This window comes from Pedobacter changchengzhani, from assembly GCF_004354365.1.
GTDB classification, from domain to species: domain Bacteria; phylum Bacteroidota; class Bacteroidia; order Sphingobacteriales; family Sphingobacteriaceae; genus Pedobacter; species Pedobacter changchengzhani.
Window position 1 is genome coordinate 89,723 of sequence record NZ_SJCY01000003.1, and the last position, 21,941, is coordinate 111,663.

The window sequence follows — 21,941 nt, forward strand, 5'->3', positions numbered from 1 at the left end:
TATTTGTACATTCAAAAGTACGTATATTTGTACAATAAATCAAATATTATAGCTTTAACTCAATTTTGGTTAATCAATTTCTCAACTCCTAATTTCTCGGCCAATACATTTAAATCATTCACCACTACATCAATAATAGGGATTCCGTTAATTTTTCTTTCTCGTTCAAATGCATATTCTGGTTCGCCTGGAATAATAACTTTTTTATCTGGATCAATGGTTTCGGCGTTTTTAAAACGCGTTATCCAAATATCTAAGTTATCTTTAAAATCTTGCGTTGGTCGAAATCCATCTACCCGCATCGCGCCCAAAAAATGACCAATACCTTCGCCAACTGGATCGGTTGGTGGTTCTAAAAACGCCACAAAAGGTGGCACCCAAGGTCCAAAATTTGCCCCACTCAAAACTGCCGACAAAATATCAACAGTTGCACTTAATCCATATCCTTTGTGGCTTCCGTGGTCTTTGTCGCTACCAAGCGGTAATAAAGAGCCACCACTTTTCAACTCGTTGGGGTTGTTAGAATTTTCTCCATTTCTATTCTGTACCCATCCACTAGGTATGTTTTCATTGGCGCGTTGTGCAATTTCTAACTTTCCATTTGCAGCAGCTGCGGTTGCCATATCTACTACCACTGGTGGGTATTTCCCTGCCGGGAATGCATAACACATCGGGTTTGTTCCCAATAACCTTTCACTCGAAAATGTTGGCGCAACTAAAGGGCTAGCGTTCGTCATGCTTATGCCGATCATGTCTTTTTCTACCGCCATCAAGGCATGGTAACCTGCTATGCCAAAATGATTTGAGTTTTTAACAGAAACCCAGCCGGAGCCATATTTTTCTGCTTTTTCGATTGCTATTTTCATCGCAAATGGCGCAACAACCAAACCTAATCCTGCGTCTCCATCAACCGTTGCAGTTGTTGGTGTCTCGTGTACAATTTTAACGTTCGGCGTAGGATTAATTCTTTTTTTCTCCCATAAACGAACGTAGCCACTTAAACGGGCAACGCCATGAGAATCAATACCTCTTAAATCTGACTTAATTAAAACATCAGTTGCTAAAGTCGCATGCTCATCAGAACAACCCATCCTTTTGAAAATGGAATAGGTAAAGGTTCTAAGTTTTTGCTCAGTTATGTTTATGAAATTCATTTGCTTTGTAAGTTTTGTTGTTCAGCGTCAACTTTTGTAAGTTCGTAACTAAATGAACCATTTTTGGGTACAATTGGCGAATCGATAGTTACACTTAATGCTTTTATAAAAGATGAGCCGAAGTAAAATATTAACGAAGAGTAAAATACAAATAACATGATTACCACAATTGAGCCTGATGCGCCGTAAATGTTGCCAATATTGCTCAATGGAAGCAATATGCGTAAAATATATTTACCAATTGTGAATAGGCAACCCGTAAGTAAACCACCCGATAAGGCCACTTTCCAAGTGGGCCGACCGTTGGTTAGATATCTAAATAACACCGTAAACCAAGTGGTTACTATAAAAACAAAAACAATTTGATTGATGATTGAAGTTACGATTAGGCCGGCAGAAGGAGAACTGTTGTTGAGCAAAGACCCAATAATTGCCTGAATACTATCTAAAAGTAAACCGATAAAAAATAAAATTCCAACTAGTAAGATGATGACCATAGACCGGCCTCTAAGCTTTAAATTAAACCATAAACCAGGACGATCTTTTGTACCGATGCCCCAAATTTGGTGAAGAGAATTTTTAATTACATTAAATAACGTAGTAGCTACAAATAGAAAAAAAAAGAAGCTAATTAGCGTAATGTACCACTTTTGGTCATTACCTCTAATGTTCTTCAAAGTCATCCGTATTTGTTGGATACTTTTATCATCCAATATGTTTCCAAGGCGATTAAAAATATCGGCAACAAATTGCTTTTTATCTGTAAATACACCAAAAAGCCTAATTAAAATGATTAAGATTGGCGGTATTGCAAAATTTGCGAAAAATGCTGTAGCCCCTGCTAAACGTAAGGGGTCATTTTTTTGGAAGATGTTGAAAGCATTCTTTATCGTTAAAAAGAAGAACTTTAATTTTTCGGGTAAAGATTTTAACATTTTACAACTTGGTTAACCCTCAAAATTACTAAAAATAGATTTATTGAAACCATTAAGTGTTTATTCTGTTGCTTTGGATTTTGAAAAAATCAACAAAACTTTCTTATCATTTAGCAACTGTAGTTTTCCATCTTCCATTGTTGCATTATTTACTTGGTTTATGGCATTTAAATACGCTGTTTCTGCCTGCGCAGTTTCTTGACAGTACATTTTGGTAGAGAATACATTTTTAACTGAGATTTTATTTTCTAAAACTTCAAATTTGCCACCGTAGCTATTGCAAAATGCTTTTCCGCTGATGGTTAAATCATCACTAAAATTTAGCGTTGCTTCATCTCCTGTTGGTAATTTGTTGCCCGGCATTTCGGTAAGGATCCATTTGGTGTTTTTAATCTTTTCGGTATCCATTTTTTCTAAGCATGAACTGAATAGTATTGTGAAGAAGCTAAGTAAGATTAATTTTTTCATAATTTCTCATTTTTTCAATACTAACAATGCGTACTGAAGAATGTTTGTATTAATTGATTTTGCATTTTTTGATGAGAATTTGGCTAAAGATTTTACATTTGCGGTAAGTTTAAAAAAAACATGAAAAATATAAATTTAGTCCTTCTACTTACTATCTTCTTATGCGCTTGTAAAGAAAGTAAAATGGAGCATATTTTAATACCTCGAGCACTGCAAACTGGCGAGAGCTTTAATGAGTTTCCGAAATCAAAAGTCGAAATTTTTAATTTTGCTGTTGTAAAGCCTAATGCAAATGAGCTATTAAGTGAGTATCAAATTACTTTTAAAGACACGGTTTTGATAGTTGATAAACAACCGAAACCACAGGTAACCAAATTTTTAAATCCAACTTATCTTAACTCTCAAAAAACGGCCATTGTTGCTCAGGTAGCTGATGGAACTGGCTTAGTATCGCCGTTTTACATATTTTGTTATAAAAACAATAAGCTAGAAGCTGTAGCGTTAAACAAAACTTCTAACGGAAAGAATGATGCAAAAGTAACTAAGGGATTAGAAAAATTGAGCAGAGCAAGTATTTTAATTGATAATGATTATTTGCTTACTACCGTAAATGGGAAAGTTTTTCCTATAAAAAGACAAGAACCTAACGAGCGTATTCAAGGTAAAATATTTATGGTTTCTAGAGATGCTTCAACACTAATATTTCTTACAGCAAATTCGCTCTATCAAGTAAACTATTTAAGTAATGAAAGTTTTAATCTTCCCCTAGATTCCAAAATGCTGAACGATGAAAGTCAATTATATAACAAGGTGCAGCAAAATTACAGTTGGTTTAAAAATGCTAACGGTACGCTGTTTTTAAAGGGTAACCTTGATGATAACCGAATTGTTGATATTAAAGAATTCAAAAAATAAGGCATCTTAGATTACCATTGTTCTAAAAGTTAAATTAATTCTTGGGGTACTTACTTTTGTTGTTGTTGGTAAACGATGTAGCCAATTAATTTGGGTACTGTCTTTCATCACCAATAAACTACCATGCTCTAAAAATGTGGTAATGGTTTCTTTAGTTTTCTTATTCTTAAAAAGAAATCGGCGTTCGGCGCCAAGACTTAAAGATGCGATAGAAGATTTTCCTTGCAATGGTTTTTCATCGTCGCTGTGGTAAGCCATGCCTTCATTGCCATTGTGGTATAAATTGAGCAAACACGAATTGAAAATTTCTCCTGTTTTGGCTTCAACTAAATTTTTAAGCTTTAATAATTCTGGCGTCCAAATGATGGCGTGCTTGGTTGTTTTAGAATACGTGTAAGCGTAATTTTCATTTGCGTACCAAGCTACTTTTCGTTTTGTAATGATGTGTTTTCCTAAAATAAAGGCTTCATCGTTTCTCCATGCTATGTTGTTCATTAATTCGTCAAAATAGTGGTCGGCCTCATTTTGCAGGATAATTTTGCCAAAATAATTTACAACTCCATCGTAAGGGAGCAAGTTTTTGGTGGTATCTATCTCTTGATTGAATAAGTCCATAATACCAAAGTTAGTGGATATAGCTTACAAATAAAATTTCTATTGTATCCCCGAACCCCAAAGGGGCTTTGAAGAGCATAATGGCTTGCTTTTGGCTTTTAGCCTCAGTCTCAACCTCATCCTTAATCGCAGCATAAACTTAAGTCATCCGATGAATATTAGCAATGTGCCTTTTATTCATCGGATGATTGATACGAGTTGCAACCTAAATTATTTGTACAATCTTAAGTTATCTAAACCCGATAGGAGCGAGCACGAAAGCCGTTTTTCTCGGGTGAGTAAAGCGAAGAGCGGGACTGTTGTATCGAAACAGTTGCTGACATTCGTTTTCACATTCTCTATAAATTAAACTTTTTTTATCCCCAAACCCCAAAGGGGCTTTGAATAGCACATTGGCTTGATTGTAACTTTTAGTTTGCCTCGGTCTCAACCTCGGCCTCGGTCTCAACCTCGGTCTAAACCTTAGTCTCAGCCTCAACCTCGGCCTCGGCCTCAGTCTCAACCTTAATCTCAACCTCAGCCGCTCTCTTCTGTCATGCTGTCAGTATCAAATAACGATTTTTTTTACATTTTAACAGTTTTTTGCGACTATTTTCTGCCAAAAACCAATTGGCACAAGCATTGTTTAATAGGTAGAAATTACAATACTTTAAAAAGAAAGAAAATACAAAATACAATGGGAAAAATTATTGGAATAGATTTAGGAACAACAAACTCTTGTGTGAGCGTAATGGAAGGCAATGAGCCTGTAGTTATTGCAAATAGTGAGGGCAAACGTACTACACCATCTATTGTTGCTTTTGCAGAAAACGGCGAACGTAAAGTTGGTGACTCAGCTAAACGTCAGGCTATAACCAACCCAACAAAAACGATTTATTCGATTAAACGCTTTATGGGTAACAGCTACGACGAATGTGCGAAAGAAGCTGGACGCGTACCTTACAAAGTAGTTAAAGGCGATAACAACACACCACGTGTTGAAATCGACGACAGAAAATACACTCCACAGGAAATTTCTGCAATGATTTTGCAGAAAATGAAAAAAACTGCTGAAGATTTCTTGGGTCAGGAAGTTACTGAAGCGGTTATTACTGTACCAGCTTATTTTAACGATGCACAACGTCAGGCTACTAAAGAAGCTGGCGAAATTGCTGGTTTAACCGTAAAACGTATCATTAACGAACCAACTGCAGCTGCTTTAGCTTATGGTTTAGACAAGGCACACAAAGACATGAAAATTGTTGTTTTTGATTGTGGTGGTGGTACGCATGATGTTTCTGTTTTAGAATTAGGTGATGGTGTTTTTGAAGTAAAATCTACTGATGGTGATACGCACTTAGGTGGTGATGACTTTGACCACGTTATTATTGATTGGTTGGCAGACGAGTTTAAAGCTGAAAACAGCATGGACTTAGCTAAAGACCCAATGGCTTTACAACGTTTAAAAGAAGCTGCCGAGAAAGCTAAAATTGAATTATCGAGCACAACTTCTACTGAAATTAACTTACCATACATTACTGCTGATGCTAGCGGCCCGAAACACTTAGTGCGTACATTAAGTCGTGCTAAATTTGAGCAATTAGCTGATAGTTTAATTAAACGTACAATTGATCCTTGTAAATCGGCTTTGAAAAACGCAGGTTTAAGCGTAGGCGATATTGACGAAATTATTTTAGTTGGTGGTTCTACCCGTATGCCAGCAATCCAAGAAGCTGTAAAAGCTTTCTTCGGTAAAGAGCCAAGTAAAGGTGTAAATCCTGATGAGGTTGTGGCAATTGGTGCTGCTATTCAAGGTGGTGTTTTAACAGGTGATGTTAAAGATGTATTGTTGTTAGACGTTACGCCTTTATCATTAGGTATCGAAACTATGGGTGGTGTAATGACTAAATTAATCGAGTCTAACACAACAATTCCAACTAAAAAATCTGAAACTTTCTCAACTGCAGCTGATAATCAGCCATCAGTAGAAATTCACATTTTACAAGGAGAGCGCCCAATGGCTGGTCAAAACCGTACAATTGGCCGTTTCATTTTAGATGGTATTCCACCATCGCCACGTGGTGTACCACAAGTAGAAGTAGCTTTTGATATTGATGCTAACGGTATTTTACACGTAAGTGCGAAAGATAAAGCAACTGGTAAAGAGCAAAAAATCCGTATCGAAGCTTCTTCAGGTTTAACTGATGCTGAGATTAAGAAAATGAAAGAAGAAGCTGAAGCGAACGCAACTGAAGATGCTAAGCAGAAAGAAGAAGCTGACAAAATTAACGGAGCAGATGCTTTAATTTTCTCTACAGAGAAACAATTGAAAGAGTTTGGTGAAAAATTATCAGCTGATAAGAAAGCGCCAATCGAAGCTGGTTTAGAGAAATTAAAAGCAGCACATGGTTCTCGTAACTTTGCAGATATCGATGCAGCACAAGCAGAATTACAAGCAGCTTGGAATGTAGCTTCAGAAGAAATGTACAAAGATGGCGGACAGCCTCAAGGTGATGGTCAACCACAAGCAGATGGACAACCAGAAGCAGGTGCTGATAACGTTACTGATGTTGATTTTGAAGAAGTGAAAGAAGAAAAATAGTTTTTAGTCAGAAAGACGGGAAGACCGAAAAGTCAGAAAGTTTGAAGATTATTAATAGAAAAAGCGTTGCTGATTAAGTTCAGTAACGCTTTTTTTTGTTCGTTAGTCGGTATTGCCAGAAGGCTTTTTCAGCCCACGAAGCAATCTTATTATTTCAGCTTTTAAGTTAAACAGGTTATTAGCTTTTGCACATTAATAGAAGTGTAAATAATTTTTTTTTTGAAAACGTAAGGTTCGGCGCTTTTCGGCAAATTCAGTCCCGCCATTTGCTATAGCCAAGCAGAAAAAGCTTGGGCTACCGCTACTGTCGGGTTTAGAAACAATACATTGTGCATTTAGTAAGCATCTACATATCTACCTCGTATTTAAATTTATTCTTATACTTGCAATAGATAATTTAGGAAAACGAAGTGTGTTAGGATTTTTATTCATAAAAGACTATTAGACTGTAAGTTAGTTAACTAATATGCCAATAAAACAATGAAATTTTTAAAGTTATTCTTCGATGCAGCTAAAAAAATCCAATCGCTCGGTGTATTGGTGATGTTCGTACTTACGATTACATCAATCATTTATAAACAAACTACAGTTTTCTACATCATTTATTTATTTTGGTTTTCAGAGGTATTGCGCACAATTATAGATTTAATACTTTCTAAAAAGGCGAGCGCCGAAACCGAAGCCACACCTGAAGCCAAATTGGGTATTTCGCCTCGGTTTTTTTTACTTGGAATTTATTGGGTGTTTATTGTTGTATTTTTTGGGTTGATTGCCAATTGGAGCAATGATGCTGCTATGAAAATTAACTTTCAAGTTGTTTTATTTCAAAATATCTTTTTTAACCTCAACTTAATGTTCATTGTAATCGAAAGAATTATCTACCATAGAATGAACAGCGGCCTCGAGCCCAGCTACGATGCATTTACCGCAAATATGATCGTGTTGCATGTTTCTATAGTTTTGGGTGGCATGTTAATATTTTTCTTGGTATTAAAATATGAGCAGACCTTTAGTCCCGAAAATTTGTGGGGTTCGGTATTGATTATCTCTCCTTTTTTATTGTTGCGTATGCTTGTTAAAGGTGATGGTTAGCGACTGTATAGTACTAACAAACTCATCCAAGTTAAATCATCGCAAAGCAAACTATTGCGCACAAAAAAAGAGCTTATCAATTAAAATAAGCTCTGATGCATTTGGTTAGTTGATTAAATTTTCTTCGATAATATCTTGCAATATTTTTTCATTTTCGAAGACTTCGCTTAGCAACTTAAACTGATTTTTAGTTCTATCTAAGTTTTGTGTGGTATAATCCGTAGGGTAGTAAACGCTTCCATTTAAAAAATCTGTTAAAAAACGCAAGGCTTGCATATAAATGATGTATTTACCCGAAAATAGAATAAGTTCTTTTTCAGTTTCAGTTAAGCTATTTTTCATTTCAGATAAATAGCCTTTAATCATCGCCTCGAAGTAAGGAATTCGAATCTTAATTTTTGATAAATCTACTTCATTTTCCGAAAAAGCACACAGGTAGGTTCTCATCATATCGCCCAAATCAGAAATAAACTTCCCAGGCATTATGGTATCTAAATCAATTACGCAAATACCGATAAAGCTTTTGTTATCTAAAAGAACATTACTGATTTTCGTATCGTGGTGTATTACGCGATTTGGAAAATCACTTCTCTTGGCGTAAGATTTAAAATAATCTAAAATATATTTGTGTTCTAAAGCATCCTCAATCTGCGCTTTTGCTTGCTGTTTTAAATCATTCGATGTATCTAGCAATGCTTTAGAAAATTGATCAAAACGTAAACCTAAATCGTGAAATCCAGGGATTGTTGGCTCTAACATAGCTGCATCAAAATTATTTAGCAACATACTTAGTTTGCCAAATTGCTTTGCTGCTTCATAAGCTTGTTCCGGTTCACTCAATACATCAAGAGAAACGGTGTCGCTTACAAATGGCAACATTCTCCAATATTCATCATTTACCACAGCCATTTCCAAACCACTTAAAGTTTTTATTGGCTTGATGAAATAATAGCTTGGGAATTCTTTTGCTAAATAATCAGAAATCGCTTCAATATTATTTGCAATAGCCCACGGGTTTTTAAATACATTGGTATTTATTTGCTGAAGGATAAATTTTTTATCTCCACTTTTTGGTTGAATTAAGTAGGTGTGATTAATTAATCCTGAACCTACTTTAGCAATTGATGTGTTATCCTTTGAAAATCCGTAAGCAGCTAAAACCTCATTGCTAGAATTTAATTCCATAAAGATTCTGGATAGGTGCCGTCTTTTACTAATTGATTAATACAATCTTGAACATAAGGTTTATCTTCTTTGTAAGTTACGCCAAACCATTTGTTAGAAGTAGGAATTACTTTAAAATCGGCTGTTTTAGATTTTACCAAGTTTTCACCAATTAACGGAATAAAAAACTCTGCTTTCGGCTTATCTTTATTTGCCATTGCAAACGCTTTAAACAAGTTTTCAGTAATTTTAAAAACCGCAGGTGTAAAGCCCCAAAAATTCATCGATACTGGCGTTTCAAAAGCTAATGGATATTCTTTATCATCTTCTTCGTAAACAATTGCATCACCTTTTGGGTAAATTTTTGTACGCTCAACAATTTCTTCCAAATTTCCATTTTCATCCACTTTACAAACACCGCGAGAAACTGCGCCAAACTCAGAAAGTGTTTTGCCCAACTCGTAACCTATAATGGAATATTGACTATCTGTAGCTTCGTTTTCTAAAAAATCTACCATTTTCTTAAATGCATCAAAGCCATAATAATCATCGGCATTAATCACACAAAATGGTTCCTTTATGGCGTTTCTACCTGATAATATTGCGTGTGCAGTACCCCAAGGTTTTTCTCTGTATATTTCTTCTTCAATACCAAATTGCTTTAGGTCGAAGTTTTGGAAAACGTAATCAGTTTCTATCTTTCCTGCTAATTTAGGTTCGAAAATAGCTTTAAAGTTTTCTACAAATTCTTCTTTAATAATGAATACAACTTTACCAAATCCGGCTTTTATTGCGTCATAAATAGAGTAGTCGATAATGGTTTCACCATTAGGGCCAAATCCGTCAATTTGTTTCATACTGCCGTAACGGCTCGCCATCCCAGCTGCTAATATTAATAAAGTAGGTTTCATATTGCGAAAATAGTAATTTTAAAAGAAATTAAAGTTTAATTCTACACTGGAAGTGTTTATTTGATGAGGTTTTATTAAGTTTTATATCTTTTTGTTCTTAAAACCCGAATAAGCCACCACCTCTTGGTTTTTTGCCAGTTAACATACCGAAAATACCACGTACAATTTCTTTACCAATTTGGCGTGTAATTGTGGCGCCCATAACTTGCTCTACGATGGTTTTCTCGCCGGGCTTTGGCTTACTGGCCACTTCGGCTTGTTTCTGCGCTTCTGCTGCCGCTTTCACCTCATTTTCTTCCGCTAATTTTTGGTTAACTCTATCGGTTAGCATCTCAAAAGCACTTACAGGATCTATCGTTTTTTGATATTTTGAAAACAACGGACTTGCTTGCATTAGTTTTTCGCAATCTATTGCTGCCATTGGCCCCATTACTGCACGTGGTGGAGTAAGCATTGTTGCTGCAACTTCCGTAGGGATTCCTTTTTCATTTAAAACCGTTACCAGTGCTTGCCCAGTACCCAACGAGGTTAACATTTTATCTATTTGATAGAAATCTGATTTTGGATACGTGTTGACTGTTTTCTTAAGTGCATCAACATCATTTGGCGTAAATGCCCTAAGCGCATGTTGTACACGGTTTCCCAATTGCGCCAAAACTGTTTCTGGAATATCCATTGGCGATTGCGTGCAGAAAAATACACCAATTCCTTTAGAGCGAATTAAACGAATGATGGTGTTAACTTGATCTAAAAAGGCTTTCGGTGCATCATTAAATAGGAGGTGGGCTTCATCAAAAAAGAAAACAAGTTTAGGTTTATCTAAATCTCCCGATTCCGGCATTGATTGATAAATTTCTGCCAATAGGCTCAATAAAAAGGTAGAATACAATACCGGCTGGTTTTGTACATCGGCAATATTTAATAAACTAATTACACCTTTGCCATCAATTTTATTAAATAAATCTGCAATATCGTAAGATGTTTCGCCAAACATGCCGGCTAAGCCCTGTTGCTCTATGGCAACAATTTTTCGAAGTACGGTACTAGATGTTGCGGTAGAAATTGAGCCGTAACTACCTTTAATTTCGGCAGCGCCATCTCCTTCAGATAAATAACTTAATAATTTTTTTAAGTCGTTCAAGTCAACAATTGGCATTTTATTATCATCTGCATATTTAAATATTACAGCTAAAACACCTGTTTGTGTATCGTTTAATTCTAATATTTTTGCAAGTAATACAGGTCCAAATTCTGTAACTGTAGCGCGCATTTGTGCCCCCGATTTGCCACTTAGCGAATATAGTTCTATTGGGAAACCGCTTGGAGAAAATGGTTTGTTTAATTGTTTTGCTCTATCTTCAATTTTAGGATTGGAACTTCCGGGCTGGTTTAAGCCAGACAAATCGCCCTTTACATCGAGCATAAAAACCGGCACACCTGCATCAGAAAGTTGTTCGGCAAGTAACTGTAATGTTCTTGTTTTTCCTGTACCGGTGGCACCAGCAATTAAGCCGTGTCTATTCATCATTTTTAACGATAAATTTACTTCGGCCTCACTGTACACTTCTCCATCTAACATTCCTGCACCCAAGTAAATGTATGAACCTGTTGGTGCGTATGCTGATTTAATTTTTTCGATGAATTTTCTTGAAGAATCGCTCATTTATATTAATTTAAGCTTGCAATTTAATAAACTAATCTTAAAAATAGAATCATTTTAAGCTACAAGTTGATCAATTGCGAATCAATTTTTTTATTGAATTTGTTTGTAATAGTTAAGCTCATTTTTTAAGCTTAGCATTTCAACTTCCATTTTGTACAACTGATCTAACAGATGCGAAACGGCGTGTATACCTTCTAAATTGATGCTCAGATCTTGCGATAGTCTCAAGAATTTTTCAAGCTTTGATAAGTCATCGGTATTTATAAAAACATTTTTTTCTATCGTTTTAGTATGTACGAGGCCATAATCTGCTAACGATTGTATAAAAGTAATTTCTACTTTATGGTGGATGCAGAAATCAATTACCGGAATAAGGGTATTTTCCATAATGCTTAAAGTTTGGAAAGTTTTTCAAATAATTCTTTTTGTTCTTCTGTTAGTGAGGTTGGTAGTTTAACCTGCCATTTTATGTATAAATCGCCAAACTGATTTTCTTTTTTATATACAGGAAAGCCTTTTCCTTTTAGTCTTAATGTAGAATCTGGTTGGGTAGGAGCCGGTATATTTAATTTAACTTTTCCACTCGGCGTTTCTATAATTTTTTCTCCACCTAATACGGCTGTGTACAAATCTAAATCTTCTTGGATGTGAAGATCATTTCCCTTACGCTTAAATTTTGGATGATCTGCAATGGAAAAACTGATGTACAAATCTCCCGGAGGGCCATTATTTGCCCCTGGCGCGCCATAACCTGGCAGTTTAATTTTTTGTCCATTTTCTACACCTGCCGGAATGGTAATTCTAACCTGCTTTCCGTTTACGGTTAAGGTTTGTTTATGTGTGGTGTAAACATCCAGTAAGTTAAGTTTTATATCTGATGTGTAATCTTGCCCTCTAAATGGTGAGCGTTGGTTGCTTCTACCACCTCCGCCGCCAAACATAGACGAGAAGAAATCAGAAAAATCGCCACCTTCAAATCCACCACCACCACCGCCAAATGGGTTGCCACCTTGCGATTGGTATTGTCTTTGTTGTTTCTGTTGCGCATCTAGCTGATCGGCATGTTGCCAATCCTTACCGTATTTATCGTATTTCTTTCTCTTATCAGGATCACTTAAAACCTCATTGGCCTCATTAATTTGCTGGAATTTTTTGTTGGCCTCTTCGTTATTTGGATTTAAATCGGGATGGTGTTTTCGAGCGAACTTTCGATAAGCTTTTTTAATTTCATCGGCAGAAGCGCTTTTTTTTAAATCTAAGATTTTATAATAATCTATGTAGTCCATAATGTTTAAACAAGTGGGAATTAATAATGTTCCAGTTTTGTGAGTAAAGTTAATTTAAAATAAGGTAAATTAGATAATGACCAATTTTTTTAAATATGAACTCGTGGGCACAGGTTGGGCGAAATTTGAAATAGCTAATGATCGAAATAAAAGTTTGGATTTTATATTTTCATATTTAGCTGATCCGTTACCCATTCTGCTTAACAGCCTAAACAAGTTTCTCAAAAAAGAAAGCTGTTTCGAGCGGATTAACTTTGCACAAGAACCTTGCGAAATTTCTCTTTTTTTTAAAAATTTGGATAACGATCTGACTATTGAATTTTATGATGATGTTTTGCTAGACGATGATTATGAAGCGATAGCAATAGATTCGACAAAAGTATATTTTCAAGATGATAAATTATTGGATTTTTCAAAACTGGTTTATAAGGAAATAAATAATTTGCTGATAGAATATAGTGAAAGCGGTTATCACGAGAAATGGGCAAGGGATTTTCCAATTGCGGAGATGAACGCGTTAGGTAAACTGTTAAATGAAGATGGTCGAAATTAAATTTTATTGAACAAAAAAAGGTCTGAGAAATTAACCTCAGACCCAATCTTTGTTCCTTAATCCTTGCGCTTTATTCCTTACTTAAACTCTCTAAAATCCTGATCGGCTTTAATGTTTAGCAAACTTTCGTAAATTAAGGTAATTACATTATCAACATCTTCTTTGTGCACCATTTCTACGGTGGTGTGCATATAGCGTAGAGGCAACGATATTAATGCCGATGGAACGCCACCGTTTGAGTATGCAAAAGCATCGGTATCGGTTCCGGTAGAACGGGATGAAGCCTGACGTTGGAAAGGAATGTCGTTCTTCTCGGCAGTTTTAATTAGTAATTTATTCAAATTGGTTTGCACAGCTGGTGCATAAGAAACCACCGGACCTTTACCTGCCGATAAATCGCCCTGAATGTTTTTGTTAATCATTGGCGTTGTGGTGTCATGCGTTACATCGGTTATAATAGCCACGTTAGGTTTAATCCGTTGTGCAATCATCTCGGCACCGCGTAAACCAATTTCTTCCTGTACCGAGTTAACAATGTATAACCCAAAAGGCAGTTTTTTCTTATTTTCTTTTAATAAGCGGGCAACTTCGGCAATCATAAAACCACCAACACGGTTATCTAAAGCACGACCAACGTAGTAGCGATCGTTCAAAATCATAAACTCATCTTCGTAAGTAATTACGCAACCTACGTGGATACCCAATTTTTCTACTTCTTCTTTAGTGATGCAACCGCAATCGAGAAAAATATTTTTTAATTCTGGTGCTTGTTCTTTTTCGCCATGGCGGGTATGTATTGCTGGCCAACCAAAAACAGCTTTAACCATTCCTTTTTCGGTGTGGATATTTACACGTTTTGAAGGCGCAATTTGATGATCTGATCCGCCATTGCGGATAACGTAAATTAAACCATCGCTGGTAATGTAATTTACATACCAAGATATCTCATCAGCATGTGCTTCAATTACTACTTTATAGGGCGCTTTAGGGTTTATCACACCAACTGCAGTTCCGTAATTATCTATAAAATGCTCATCAATATATGGTTTTAAGTAGTTTAACCATATTTTTTGCCCTTCCCACTCGTAACCGGTTGGCGCAGGATTATTGATGTATTCTTCTAAAAACTGAAGCGATTTTTTGGTCACTACAGCAACGTGTTTTTTCTTTTCGTCTTCTTTTTTCTTTGCCATGTGTATTTTAGATTTTAGGTTTACGATGTTAGAATTGCAAATGCTAAACTAAATCATAAACCCTTTGTGTTGTTTTCTTATTTTTTGCCATTTGTAAGTTATAATACTTGACCCAATGACGCTTAAAATTGCAATTCCATAATTAAATAATGAATCTCATTTTTTGTAAAAGTTTGATTCATCTCGCTAAAATCAAATTTAGCATAAAATTCTTTTGCATTTACTCTTGCGTTGCACCAAATGCTTGTGGCGTTCTGAATTTTACAAAAATTTAATATATAGTTGAGCAATGCTGTACCAAACCCTTTGCCTTGTTGGTGTGGCAAAATTGCAAGTTTCCTAAATTGATAGTTGTGTTCGTTTTGAAATAATGAAACTACGCCTGTTAAATGATGATTTACATACAACCCAAAATGAATGCCATCAAAATCATCTTCAAGTTTTACAAAATCGAGCGATTGATCGGGATACATGGTTTCCTGCCTAATTCGCCAAGTTAATGAAGGGTAAATTTGCTCTATTTGAACCATATTACAACAAATAACTGAATCCAAATTTTGCAAGGGCTGATACACGGCTTTTTGTAAAATCTGTTTGGAACGATGGACCAATAACGAGTTCTAAATTTAAGTTTTTTGATAAATTATTTTGAAAACCCCAAACTGGAGAGATTGAATTTACAAAATTTGAGGTGTAGCGTTTATGAATTAAAATCGGTGCAATTAAACTGTACTCTAAACCAACAAAACTTGCGCTGTTATTTTTGGTAGCTTTACCTTTTTTTGTTCTTGATAGCAGGTTGTAATAATTTCTAAAGCCTAAATATACTAAAGGCGAAAAATTTATGCTGTAGTCTATCATCAATGCATCGCTTGCGCCAAAAGGTTGCATTGGGAAAAAAGGTACAACACTTTCTATAGCACCACCGAAATAAATAATGGATTGATTGCCAACTTTCTGCTCGCGTTCGATGCCTATACCAATAAGATATGCTTTAATTTTAGTTAACGAGTTGATGGTAGTTGTTTGATGATTTTTTGTACTGTCTTGTGCATTTACTTTAATTGCAAATGCGAATACAATTAAACTAATGCAGAGCGTTTTGATTGCGTACTTAGATTTCATGAGTTTGATTTAATTCGTAAATATTTTTTTGCCGTAAATTTTGTAAATAAGCATGTTAAGCATCGTAATTCCTGTCATGCCGTAGCAGAATAATGCCCAACCGCCCATGCTCCAAAGCCATAAACCCAAGGCAGAACCCGTACTTGCACCAATAAAACTCACCGACATAAATACCGTGTTTAATCGATTTCGAGCTTCGGGAACTAAGGTGTAAATTCTGGTTTGATTGGTAACGTGTATGGCCTGCTGACCAATATCGATTAGGATAATCCCGATTACAAATAGATAAATATGACTACCTGTAAAATAAAATAACAACAAACTTAAAAGTTGCATGATAAATCCAATCATTAAATTTTGACGTGGATTGCTGCCACCACTAAGTTTACCCACTAAAGGTGCGGCTAAAGCACCTGCGGCGCCCGCTATTCCGAATAAACCAATTTCTAAAGTTTGATAATTAAAAGGAGGGTTTGCGAGAAAAAGCACCATGGTTGTCCAGAAACCACTTAATAGCGCAAATGCCAAAAAATTTACGATAGACGCTTCTCTTAAAACAGGTTGGGTTTTAATATAGCCAAACATGGAGCTAATGAGTTGTTTGTATGTGCCTTTAAACGAAGGTAAACTGACTGGAAAACGCTTAGCCATTAAAGCGATTAGCAAAATGCCCATCCCAGCGGCGATAAAATACATTGCCCGCCAGCCAAGCCAAAAGCCAATACTGCCACTTATTGCCCGCGAAGCTAAAATGCCCACCAATAAGCCACTCATTACAATACCAATGTTGTGACCTCGATTTTCATCGGTGCTTAAATTTGCGGTTAAGGGTAAAATAAGTTGAGGTACGATTGATGTTGCACCGATTAACACGCTAGCGATTTCTAAAAGCAAAAAACTTTTGGAAAATGCAGCCAATAATAAAGACAAAACAGCAAAGGCAGAAATAATAAGAATCTGCTTTTTACGCTCGAACATATCGCCAAGTGGCACCAAAAGAAACAGGCCAATGGCATAGCCTATTTGAGTGAGGTAAGTTATTCGCCCTGCATAGGTTTCGCTAATGTGAAATTCTTTTGCCACCAAAATAACTAAAGGTTGGCAGTAATAAATATTTGCAACAATTATGGCGGTACAAAATGCCATAAGCAAAATGTCGGCTCTTTTTAAAATCATTTCGTTTTTTGGTTTGTTCGTTTTTGGTTGGTTAGGGTTTAGGTGTTAAGAGGTTAGCGTATAAAGATTAACGGGCTTTATTCTATCTCGCACTTTTCTAAATGGAAAGCCTCTGCCAAAGCTTCTACCTCATAACCATCTACCTTTCATCCCTACAAAGGTATGTTTCCGTGTTTTTTTCTTGGATTATTAACCACTTTATTCTCGAGCATTTTAAAAGCCTTTATTAATTTAGCCCTAGTTTGTGCAGGTTCAATCACTTCATCAATAAAACCTCTTTCGGCAGCGCGGTAAGGATTTGCGAATATATCTGAATACTGCTTTTCCTTTTCTAACCATTTTTCTTGGGGGTTTTCTGCTGTGGCTATTTCTCGTTTAAAAATAATTTCGGCAGCACCTTTCGCACCCATAACGGCAATTTCGGCACTTGGCCATGCATAGTTCATATCGGCACCAATGTGCTTGCTATTCATTACATCGTAAGCACCACCATAAGCTTTGCGGGTAATTACGGTAATACGTGGAACGGTTGCTTCGCTGAAAGCAAAAAGCAATTTAGCACCATTGGTAATAATACCATTCCACTCTTGATCCGTTCCGGGTAAAAAGCCTGGTACATCCTCCAATACCAACAATGGGATATTGAAACAATCGCAAAACCTGACAAAACGTGCTGCTTTTATGGCCGAATTACTATCTAAAACCCCAGCAAGATAAGCAGGTTGATTGGCTACAATTCCAATGCTTCTTCCCGCTAAACGGGCGAAACCAACTACAATGTTTTCTGCAAAATCTTTGTGTACTTCTAAAAAACTATCTCCATCAGCAATTGCTGAAATGATTTCTCTTACATCATAAGGGTGTGCTACATTTTCTGGTAAAAAAGTATTTAGCGATGGTCTGCTTTCGTCCGTTTTTTGATAAGGTAAATTTTCGGCCACTTCCTCGCAATTTTGAGGCATATAGCTCAATAACTTTTTAACATGGTTGATTGCCTCAATTTCGTTGGCGCAAGCAAAATGAGTAACACCCGATTTTGTTGCATGTGTATTTGCACCGCCTAATTCTTCTGAAGTAACTTCCTCATGTGTAACCGTTTTAACCACGTTTGGCCCAGTAACAAACATATAAGATGTGTTTTCTACCATTAAAATAAAATCGGTTATGGCAGGAGAATATACCGCACCGCCCGCACACGGACCCATTATTGCCGATAATTGTGGGATAACACCCGACGCTTGTACGTTGCGATAAAAAATATCGGCATAGCCACCTAAAGAAACTACACCTTCTTGAATCCGTGCGCCACCGCTATCGTTTAAACCAATTAGCGGCGCGCCGTTTTTCATAGCCATTTCCATCAGTTTGCATATCTTTTCGGCATGGGTTTCTGATAAAGACCCTCCAAATACGGTAAAGTCTTGCGAGAAAATATAGGCTAATCTTCCGTTTACGTTACCGTAACCAGTAATTACCCCGTCGCCTAAATATTTTTCGGTTTCCATACCAAAATCTGTACTCCGGTGCGTAACCATCATGCCAATTTCTTCAAAAGTACCTTCATCAACCAAAAAATGAATTCTTTCTCTAGCCGTTAGTTTTCCTTTTTTATGCTGACTATCTATCCTGTTTTGTCCACCTCCTAATTTCGCTTCAGCAATTTTAGCTTGAAGATTCGCTATTTTCCTTTTCATATTAATTGGATAAAAATTGGGGATTTTAAATTACCATCTATACTGTAAACGTGCGGTAAATACATCATCTCTAATGTCATTTGGCACTTCTTTAAGCAATGTACTTTCATTTTTTACATTTTCGTTGTACACTGTAAATTTTATACGGTCGTTCACTTGGTAGGTTAATCCATAGCCTAAGGTACTATATTTAACATCACCAGCGGTAGTAAATGTATTGGCTTTGCCAATGTCACTGCCTTTAACGGCCGTGTTTGGGTCGTAAACATCGTAACTGATTAAAGCTTCGAGTTTGGTTTTAAAAATTTGTTGCGTAACCCAAAAATAATAACCCGAAAAATTACGTGCATAAAGGTTTGTTAAAGGTTGTACAGAAAAACTCTGACTTGCATACGGTCCTTTTAGCGAATTTGAACTGGCAACACCGGGTTGTTTACCCGCAACATATTCAGTTTTAAAAGTTGTTGCACCAAAAGTATTGTCGTACGCTAATTGAAGGTTTGCACCATAGTAGTTACGTTCTAAAAACTTCCCCTTAATATCATCATTTGTATTTTCTATAAATCCACCAGGTGTTGAAGAGTAGTAGGTTTTTGTATCATTTTTAAGCGTTCCTTTATAAACTGAACCTCCAAAATTTAAGTGAAATTTATTGTGGGCTAAACTATCAAACTTGATAGCAATGTTGCCTATAAAGTCTTTTTTCGAATCAAAATCTTTTGATGTTAAACCACTTCCATTTATAACAGCAAATTCTAAAGTTAAAAATTTAAGTTGATTATGCGGTCTATATCCAGCAAGTACGCCAATATCTCTTTCTCTTGGCATAATGGTTTGGAAAACTCTAGGGCGTTCAGGGAAATCTCTATATCCAGAAGAATACACAATATTATACCCGAATGGGCGATTAAATAAACCGGCGGTTAAGCTCAGGCTTTTTAATTTAGGTTCTCTTAATTGAATGAAAGCATCTACCAACTGAACGCCATTTTGTGTGCCATCTAATTGAAAAACGATGCTCGAATATTTATCAACTCGATCTATTTTTAATCTTCCCCGCCTGATGATGAATCTATTATCAGAATTTTCTGCGAAATCGCCCCCAGAAAAAGAGGTAATTCCTGGCGATTGTGCGGTTTGGAATTGAGTTTGTAGGTAGCCTGTTATTTTAATATCGTGAACATCATAACTAGACGGTGCATTGTTATTATTTTGTGCCGAAGCTGTTAAAAAAGCGAAAGAAAGGATTGAAAGCAGCAGTTTTTTCATAAATGCAAAACTAAAATTTAATTTGCACAATTATTTCATTTGCGCTGAAAGTTAAATTACATTCTTGTTGAAGAAAACAAGTTCATTTAGTCGATAACAAGTGGGTGTAAGTCATCAACATTTAGGTTTTTTCCAGTTTGTTGTAAACGTTCATCTATTTTTTTATTTTTTTTAGCATTTTACTTTCCAACAATGACTTCATTTGCGTAATGGCAACTTTATTAAGCTCCATCAATCGTTCACTTTGCGATATTTTTTTACGGATTAAAAGTGCATTAATACTTTCCATATTGCTTAATACAACCAATTGTTCGATGGTCGCTTCATCACGGATATTCCCTTTGTTGCTAGGATTTTTCTCTCGCCACTCTTTAGCACTCATGCCAAAAAGTGCCACGTTTAATAAATCTGCTTCGTTGGCATATACAAAAATAGCTTGCTGGTTTGTAATTTCTTTTGGAATCAAATTCTCTTTTATTGCATCAGTATGAATGCGGTAATTGATTTTTGAAATGGTTCGTTGCAAATTCCAACCTAATTTATCCTGATTGTTCTCTTCTTCTTTTAAACGTTGAAATTCCTTTATTACGTAGAGCTTAAATTCTATAGAAATCCACGAAGCAAATTCTAAAGCAATGTCCTTATGAGCAAAAGTCCCTCCATATCTTCCTGCTTTTGAAACAATACCGATGGCATTGGTAGTTTCAATCCATCGTTTGGGTGTCATTACAAAACTGTTTAGTCCGGCTTGTTTTCTAAACCCCTCGAATTCGAGGGGTTTAAAATCAGTATTATACATAGTTTCCCAAAAACCCAACAGCTCTATGGTGTTTCGGTTACGCATCCAATTTTGGATAATACTATCAGTGTGTTCAGCATCTTTGTATCTTGCAATATCCGTCAAAGAAATATAATCCTCCTTATTGTCTTCATACAAAACAATATCAATTTGTTGAACTGTAATTTTCTTATTCTTTGCCATAGTATTTGGTTTTTGTTATGGTAAAATTAATAATTTTTATCCCACCAAAACAGAATCATTTCCGCTTGGTTTTTCTTCATTTACTAATAAATTTATTCGGTCGATAATAATAGTATGTAAGTCCTCTGTAGTTGGATTTTCTCCAATTTGTTGTAAACCTTCGTTTAACAATTGCGTTGCTGTGTTGCTATTTTTCCAATTGGTTAAGCAACTAATTAACAACTTGAGTTGAACGGTCGTTTCCTCACTCTTTATTATATTTTTCTTTAAATCTAAACCGGACATTTTATCTGGCTTATTTTTAACTTCTGTTTATGCTTTATTTCTGGACAAAATTACAGTAATTCTAATCCCTTAAAATCAAAACAGAAATTCATTTGTAATTATTCATTTTATATACCTTTGTAGTATGGCTAAAACTAGATCCCAACAGAAATCAAGACATCCATTTCTGAAAAAAATTACCAATATCGCATCGAAGGTTTTGGTATATTTTCTTTTGGTTTCTATAGTGTGGGTAATTGCACTGCGGTTTATCAACCCACCGATTACACTTTTAATGGTTTTAAGAAATATTGAACGAAAAAGCGCTGGTAAATCTTTTAAAACTGAAAAAAAGTGGGTAAATTTTGATGAAATTAGCGATAACATGAAACGTGCTGCGGTATCTGCAGAAGATCAGCTTTTTTTAAAGCATGTAGGCTTCGATGTAAATGCAATTGAAAAAGCGATTGCGAGTAATGCGAAGGGCAAAAAGATAAAAGGAGGGAGCACCATATCTCAACAAACTGCAAAAAATGTATTCTTATGGCCAGGAAGATCATATATTAGAAAAGGCTTTGAGGCCTATTTTACTTTATTGATCGAGATTTTTTGGAGTAAAGAGCGTATTTTAGAAGTTTATCTTAATGTGATAGAAATGGGTGATGGAATTTACGGTGCCGAAGCTGCTTCAAAAGCATATTACGGTAAATCGTGCAATACATTGACTAAAAGCGAAGCTGCGTTAATTGTGGCATGCTTTCCAAATCCATTGCGTTGGACACCTGCAAGACCAACGGCTTATATTCGCCACCGCCAAAATTTAATTATGAGGAATATGAGGCGATTAGGACCGTTGGATTTTTAACTCGGTTATCAGTTAACAGTTGTGAGTTACCGGTTA

At 35.9% G+C, this 21,941-nt stretch carries 22 protein-coding genes; 5 read left to right on the forward strand and 17 right to left on the reverse strand.

Going from position 1 to position 21,941, the window contains the following annotated elements; translation table 11 throughout:
• Positions 1–59: 59 nt before the first annotated feature.
• Genes EZJ43_RS05435 through EZJ43_RS05445 form a run of 3 tightly spaced genes read right to left on the reverse strand, consistent with a single transcriptional unit; the run spans position 60 to position 2,557 of the window.
• Positions 60–1,154, reverse strand: coding sequence for an Ldh family oxidoreductase (locus EZJ43_RS05435; RefSeq protein WP_133261676.1), 1,095 nt, complete (start codon positions 1,152–1,154; stop codon positions 60–62).
• A complete protein-coding gene (locus EZJ43_RS05440) occupies positions 1,151–2,089 on the reverse strand; it encodes a YihY/virulence factor BrkB family protein (protein WP_133261677.1) in 939 nt (312 codons plus the stop codon). The genes EZJ43_RS05435 and EZJ43_RS05440 overlap by 4 nt, the downstream gene beginning before the upstream one ends.
• A gap of 60 nt (positions 2,090–2,149) precedes the next feature.
• A complete protein-coding gene (locus EZJ43_RS05445) occupies positions 2,150–2,557 on the reverse strand; it encodes an META domain-containing protein (protein ID WP_133261678.1) in 408 nt (135 codons plus the stop codon).
• Positions 2,558–2,677: 120 nt separating this feature from the next.
• Here EZJ43_RS05445 and EZJ43_RS05450 point away from each other — a divergent pair, with 120 nt between their 5' ends.
• Positions 2,678–3,472 (forward strand): hypothetical protein, encoded by a 795-nt coding sequence (locus EZJ43_RS05450; protein ID WP_133261679.1) that lies wholly within the window; start codon positions 2,678–2,680, stop codon positions 3,470–3,472.
• Positions 3,473–3,478: 6 nt separating this feature from the next.
• On the opposite strand, the gene EZJ43_RS05455 is transcribed toward EZJ43_RS05450, so the two are convergent.
• On the reverse strand, positions 3,479–4,087 hold the full coding sequence (locus tag EZJ43_RS05455; RefSeq protein WP_133261680.1) for an alpha-ketoglutarate-dependent dioxygenase AlkB family protein: 609 nt from the start codon (positions 4,085–4,087) through the stop codon (positions 3,479–3,481).
• A 676-nt stretch (positions 4,088–4,763) separates the two neighbouring features.
• Here EZJ43_RS05455 and dnaK point away from each other — a divergent pair.
• The gene (gene dnaK / locus EZJ43_RS05460) at positions 4,764–6,668 is read left to right on the forward strand and encodes a molecular chaperone DnaK (RefSeq protein ID WP_133261681.1); all 1,905 of its coding nucleotides are present in this window, start codon (positions 4,764–4,766) and stop codon (positions 6,666–6,668) included.
• 480 nt (positions 6,669–7,148) lie between these two features.
• Complete coding sequence (locus tag EZJ43_RS05465; protein WP_133261682.1) at positions 7,149–7,760, forward strand: hypothetical protein; 612 nt, start codon at positions 7,149–7,151, stop codon at positions 7,758–7,760.
• A gap of 105 nt (positions 7,761–7,865) precedes the next feature.
• On the opposite strand, the gene EZJ43_RS05470 is transcribed toward EZJ43_RS05465, so the two are convergent.
• The 5 genes from EZJ43_RS05470 to EZJ43_RS05490 form a co-directional block, all read right to left on the reverse strand.
• Positions 7,866–8,945 (reverse strand): phosphotransferase enzyme family protein, encoded by a 1,080-nt coding sequence (locus EZJ43_RS05470; RefSeq protein ID WP_133261683.1) that lies wholly within the window; start codon positions 8,943–8,945, stop codon positions 7,866–7,868.
• Positions 8,936–9,835: a nucleotidyltransferase family protein gene (locus tag EZJ43_RS05475; protein WP_133261684.1), complete on the reverse strand. Its 900-nt coding sequence runs from the start codon at positions 9,833–9,835 to the stop codon at positions 8,936–8,938. The genes EZJ43_RS05470 and EZJ43_RS05475 overlap by 10 nt, the downstream gene beginning before the upstream one ends.
• A gap of 97 nt (positions 9,836–9,932) precedes the next feature.
• Entirely contained in the window at positions 9,933–11,498 is a 1,566-nt protein-coding gene (locus EZJ43_RS05480) for a helicase HerA-like domain-containing protein (protein WP_133261685.1), read from the reverse strand.
• 90 nt (positions 11,499–11,588) lie between these two features.
• The gene (locus EZJ43_RS05485) at positions 11,589–11,885 is read right to left on the reverse strand and encodes a chaperone modulator CbpM (RefSeq protein ID WP_133261686.1); all 297 of its coding nucleotides are present in this window, start codon (positions 11,883–11,885) and stop codon (positions 11,589–11,591) included.
• Between the two features lie 5 nt (positions 11,886–11,890).
• Positions 11,891–12,784, reverse strand: coding sequence for a DnaJ C-terminal domain-containing protein (locus tag EZJ43_RS05490; RefSeq protein WP_133261687.1), 894 nt, complete (start codon positions 12,782–12,784; stop codon positions 11,891–11,893).
• Between the two features lie 76 nt (positions 12,785–12,860).
• Here EZJ43_RS05490 and EZJ43_RS05495 point away from each other — a divergent pair, with 76 nt between their 5' ends.
• Positions 12,861–13,337, forward strand: coding sequence for a hypothetical protein (locus EZJ43_RS05495; RefSeq protein ID WP_133261688.1), 477 nt, complete (start codon positions 12,861–12,863; stop codon positions 13,335–13,337).
• Positions 13,338–13,414: 77 nt separating this feature from the next.
• On the opposite strand, the gene EZJ43_RS05500 is transcribed toward EZJ43_RS05495, so the two are convergent.
• The 8 genes from EZJ43_RS05500 to EZJ43_RS05535 form a co-directional block, all read right to left on the reverse strand.
• Positions 13,415–14,530 (reverse strand): M42 family metallopeptidase, encoded by a 1,116-nt coding sequence (locus tag EZJ43_RS05500; protein WP_133261689.1) that lies wholly within the window; start codon positions 14,528–14,530, stop codon positions 13,415–13,417.
• 122 nt (positions 14,531–14,652) lie between these two features.
• A complete protein-coding gene (locus tag EZJ43_RS05505; protein ID WP_133261690.1) occupies positions 14,653–15,060 on the reverse strand; it encodes a GNAT family N-acetyltransferase in 408 nt (135 codons plus the stop codon).
• Position 15,061: 1 nt separating this feature from the next.
• Positions 15,062–15,655, reverse strand: coding sequence for a hypothetical protein (locus EZJ43_RS05510; protein ID WP_133261691.1), 594 nt, complete (start codon positions 15,653–15,655; stop codon positions 15,062–15,064).
• A gap of 9 nt (positions 15,656–15,664) precedes the next feature.
• Positions 15,665–16,831: an MFS transporter gene (locus tag EZJ43_RS05515; RefSeq protein ID WP_133261692.1), complete on the reverse strand. Its 1,167-nt coding sequence runs from the start codon at positions 16,829–16,831 to the stop codon at positions 15,665–15,667.
• A gap of 152 nt (positions 16,832–16,983) precedes the next feature.
• Positions 16,984–18,525, reverse strand: a complete 1,542-nt coding sequence (locus EZJ43_RS05520; RefSeq protein ID WP_133261693.1) for an acyl-CoA carboxylase subunit beta — start codon at positions 18,523–18,525, stop codon at positions 16,984–16,986.
• Between the two features lie 30 nt (positions 18,526–18,555).
• A complete protein-coding gene (locus tag EZJ43_RS05525; RefSeq protein ID WP_133261694.1) occupies positions 18,556–19,794 on the reverse strand; it encodes a porin in 1,239 nt (412 codons plus the stop codon).
• Positions 19,795–19,948: 154 nt separating this feature from the next.
• Positions 19,949–20,776 (reverse strand): KilA-N domain-containing protein, encoded by an 828-nt coding sequence (locus EZJ43_RS05530; protein ID WP_133261695.1) that lies wholly within the window; start codon positions 20,774–20,776, stop codon positions 19,949–19,951.
• 36 nt (positions 20,777–20,812) lie between these two features.
• Positions 20,813–21,061, reverse strand: a complete 249-nt coding sequence (locus EZJ43_RS05535; protein WP_133261696.1) for a hypothetical protein — start codon at positions 21,059–21,061, stop codon at positions 20,813–20,815.
• Positions 21,062–21,185: 124 nt separating this feature from the next.
• Here EZJ43_RS05535 and mtgA point away from each other — a divergent pair, with 124 nt between their 5' ends.
• Positions 21,186–21,905 carry a monofunctional biosynthetic peptidoglycan transglycosylase gene (gene mtgA / locus EZJ43_RS05540; protein WP_133261697.1) on the forward strand — a complete coding sequence of 240 codons (720 nt, stop codon included), beginning with the start codon at positions 21,186–21,188 and terminating at the stop codon, positions 21,903–21,905.
• The last annotated feature ends 36 nt before the right edge of the window (positions 21,906–21,941 follow it).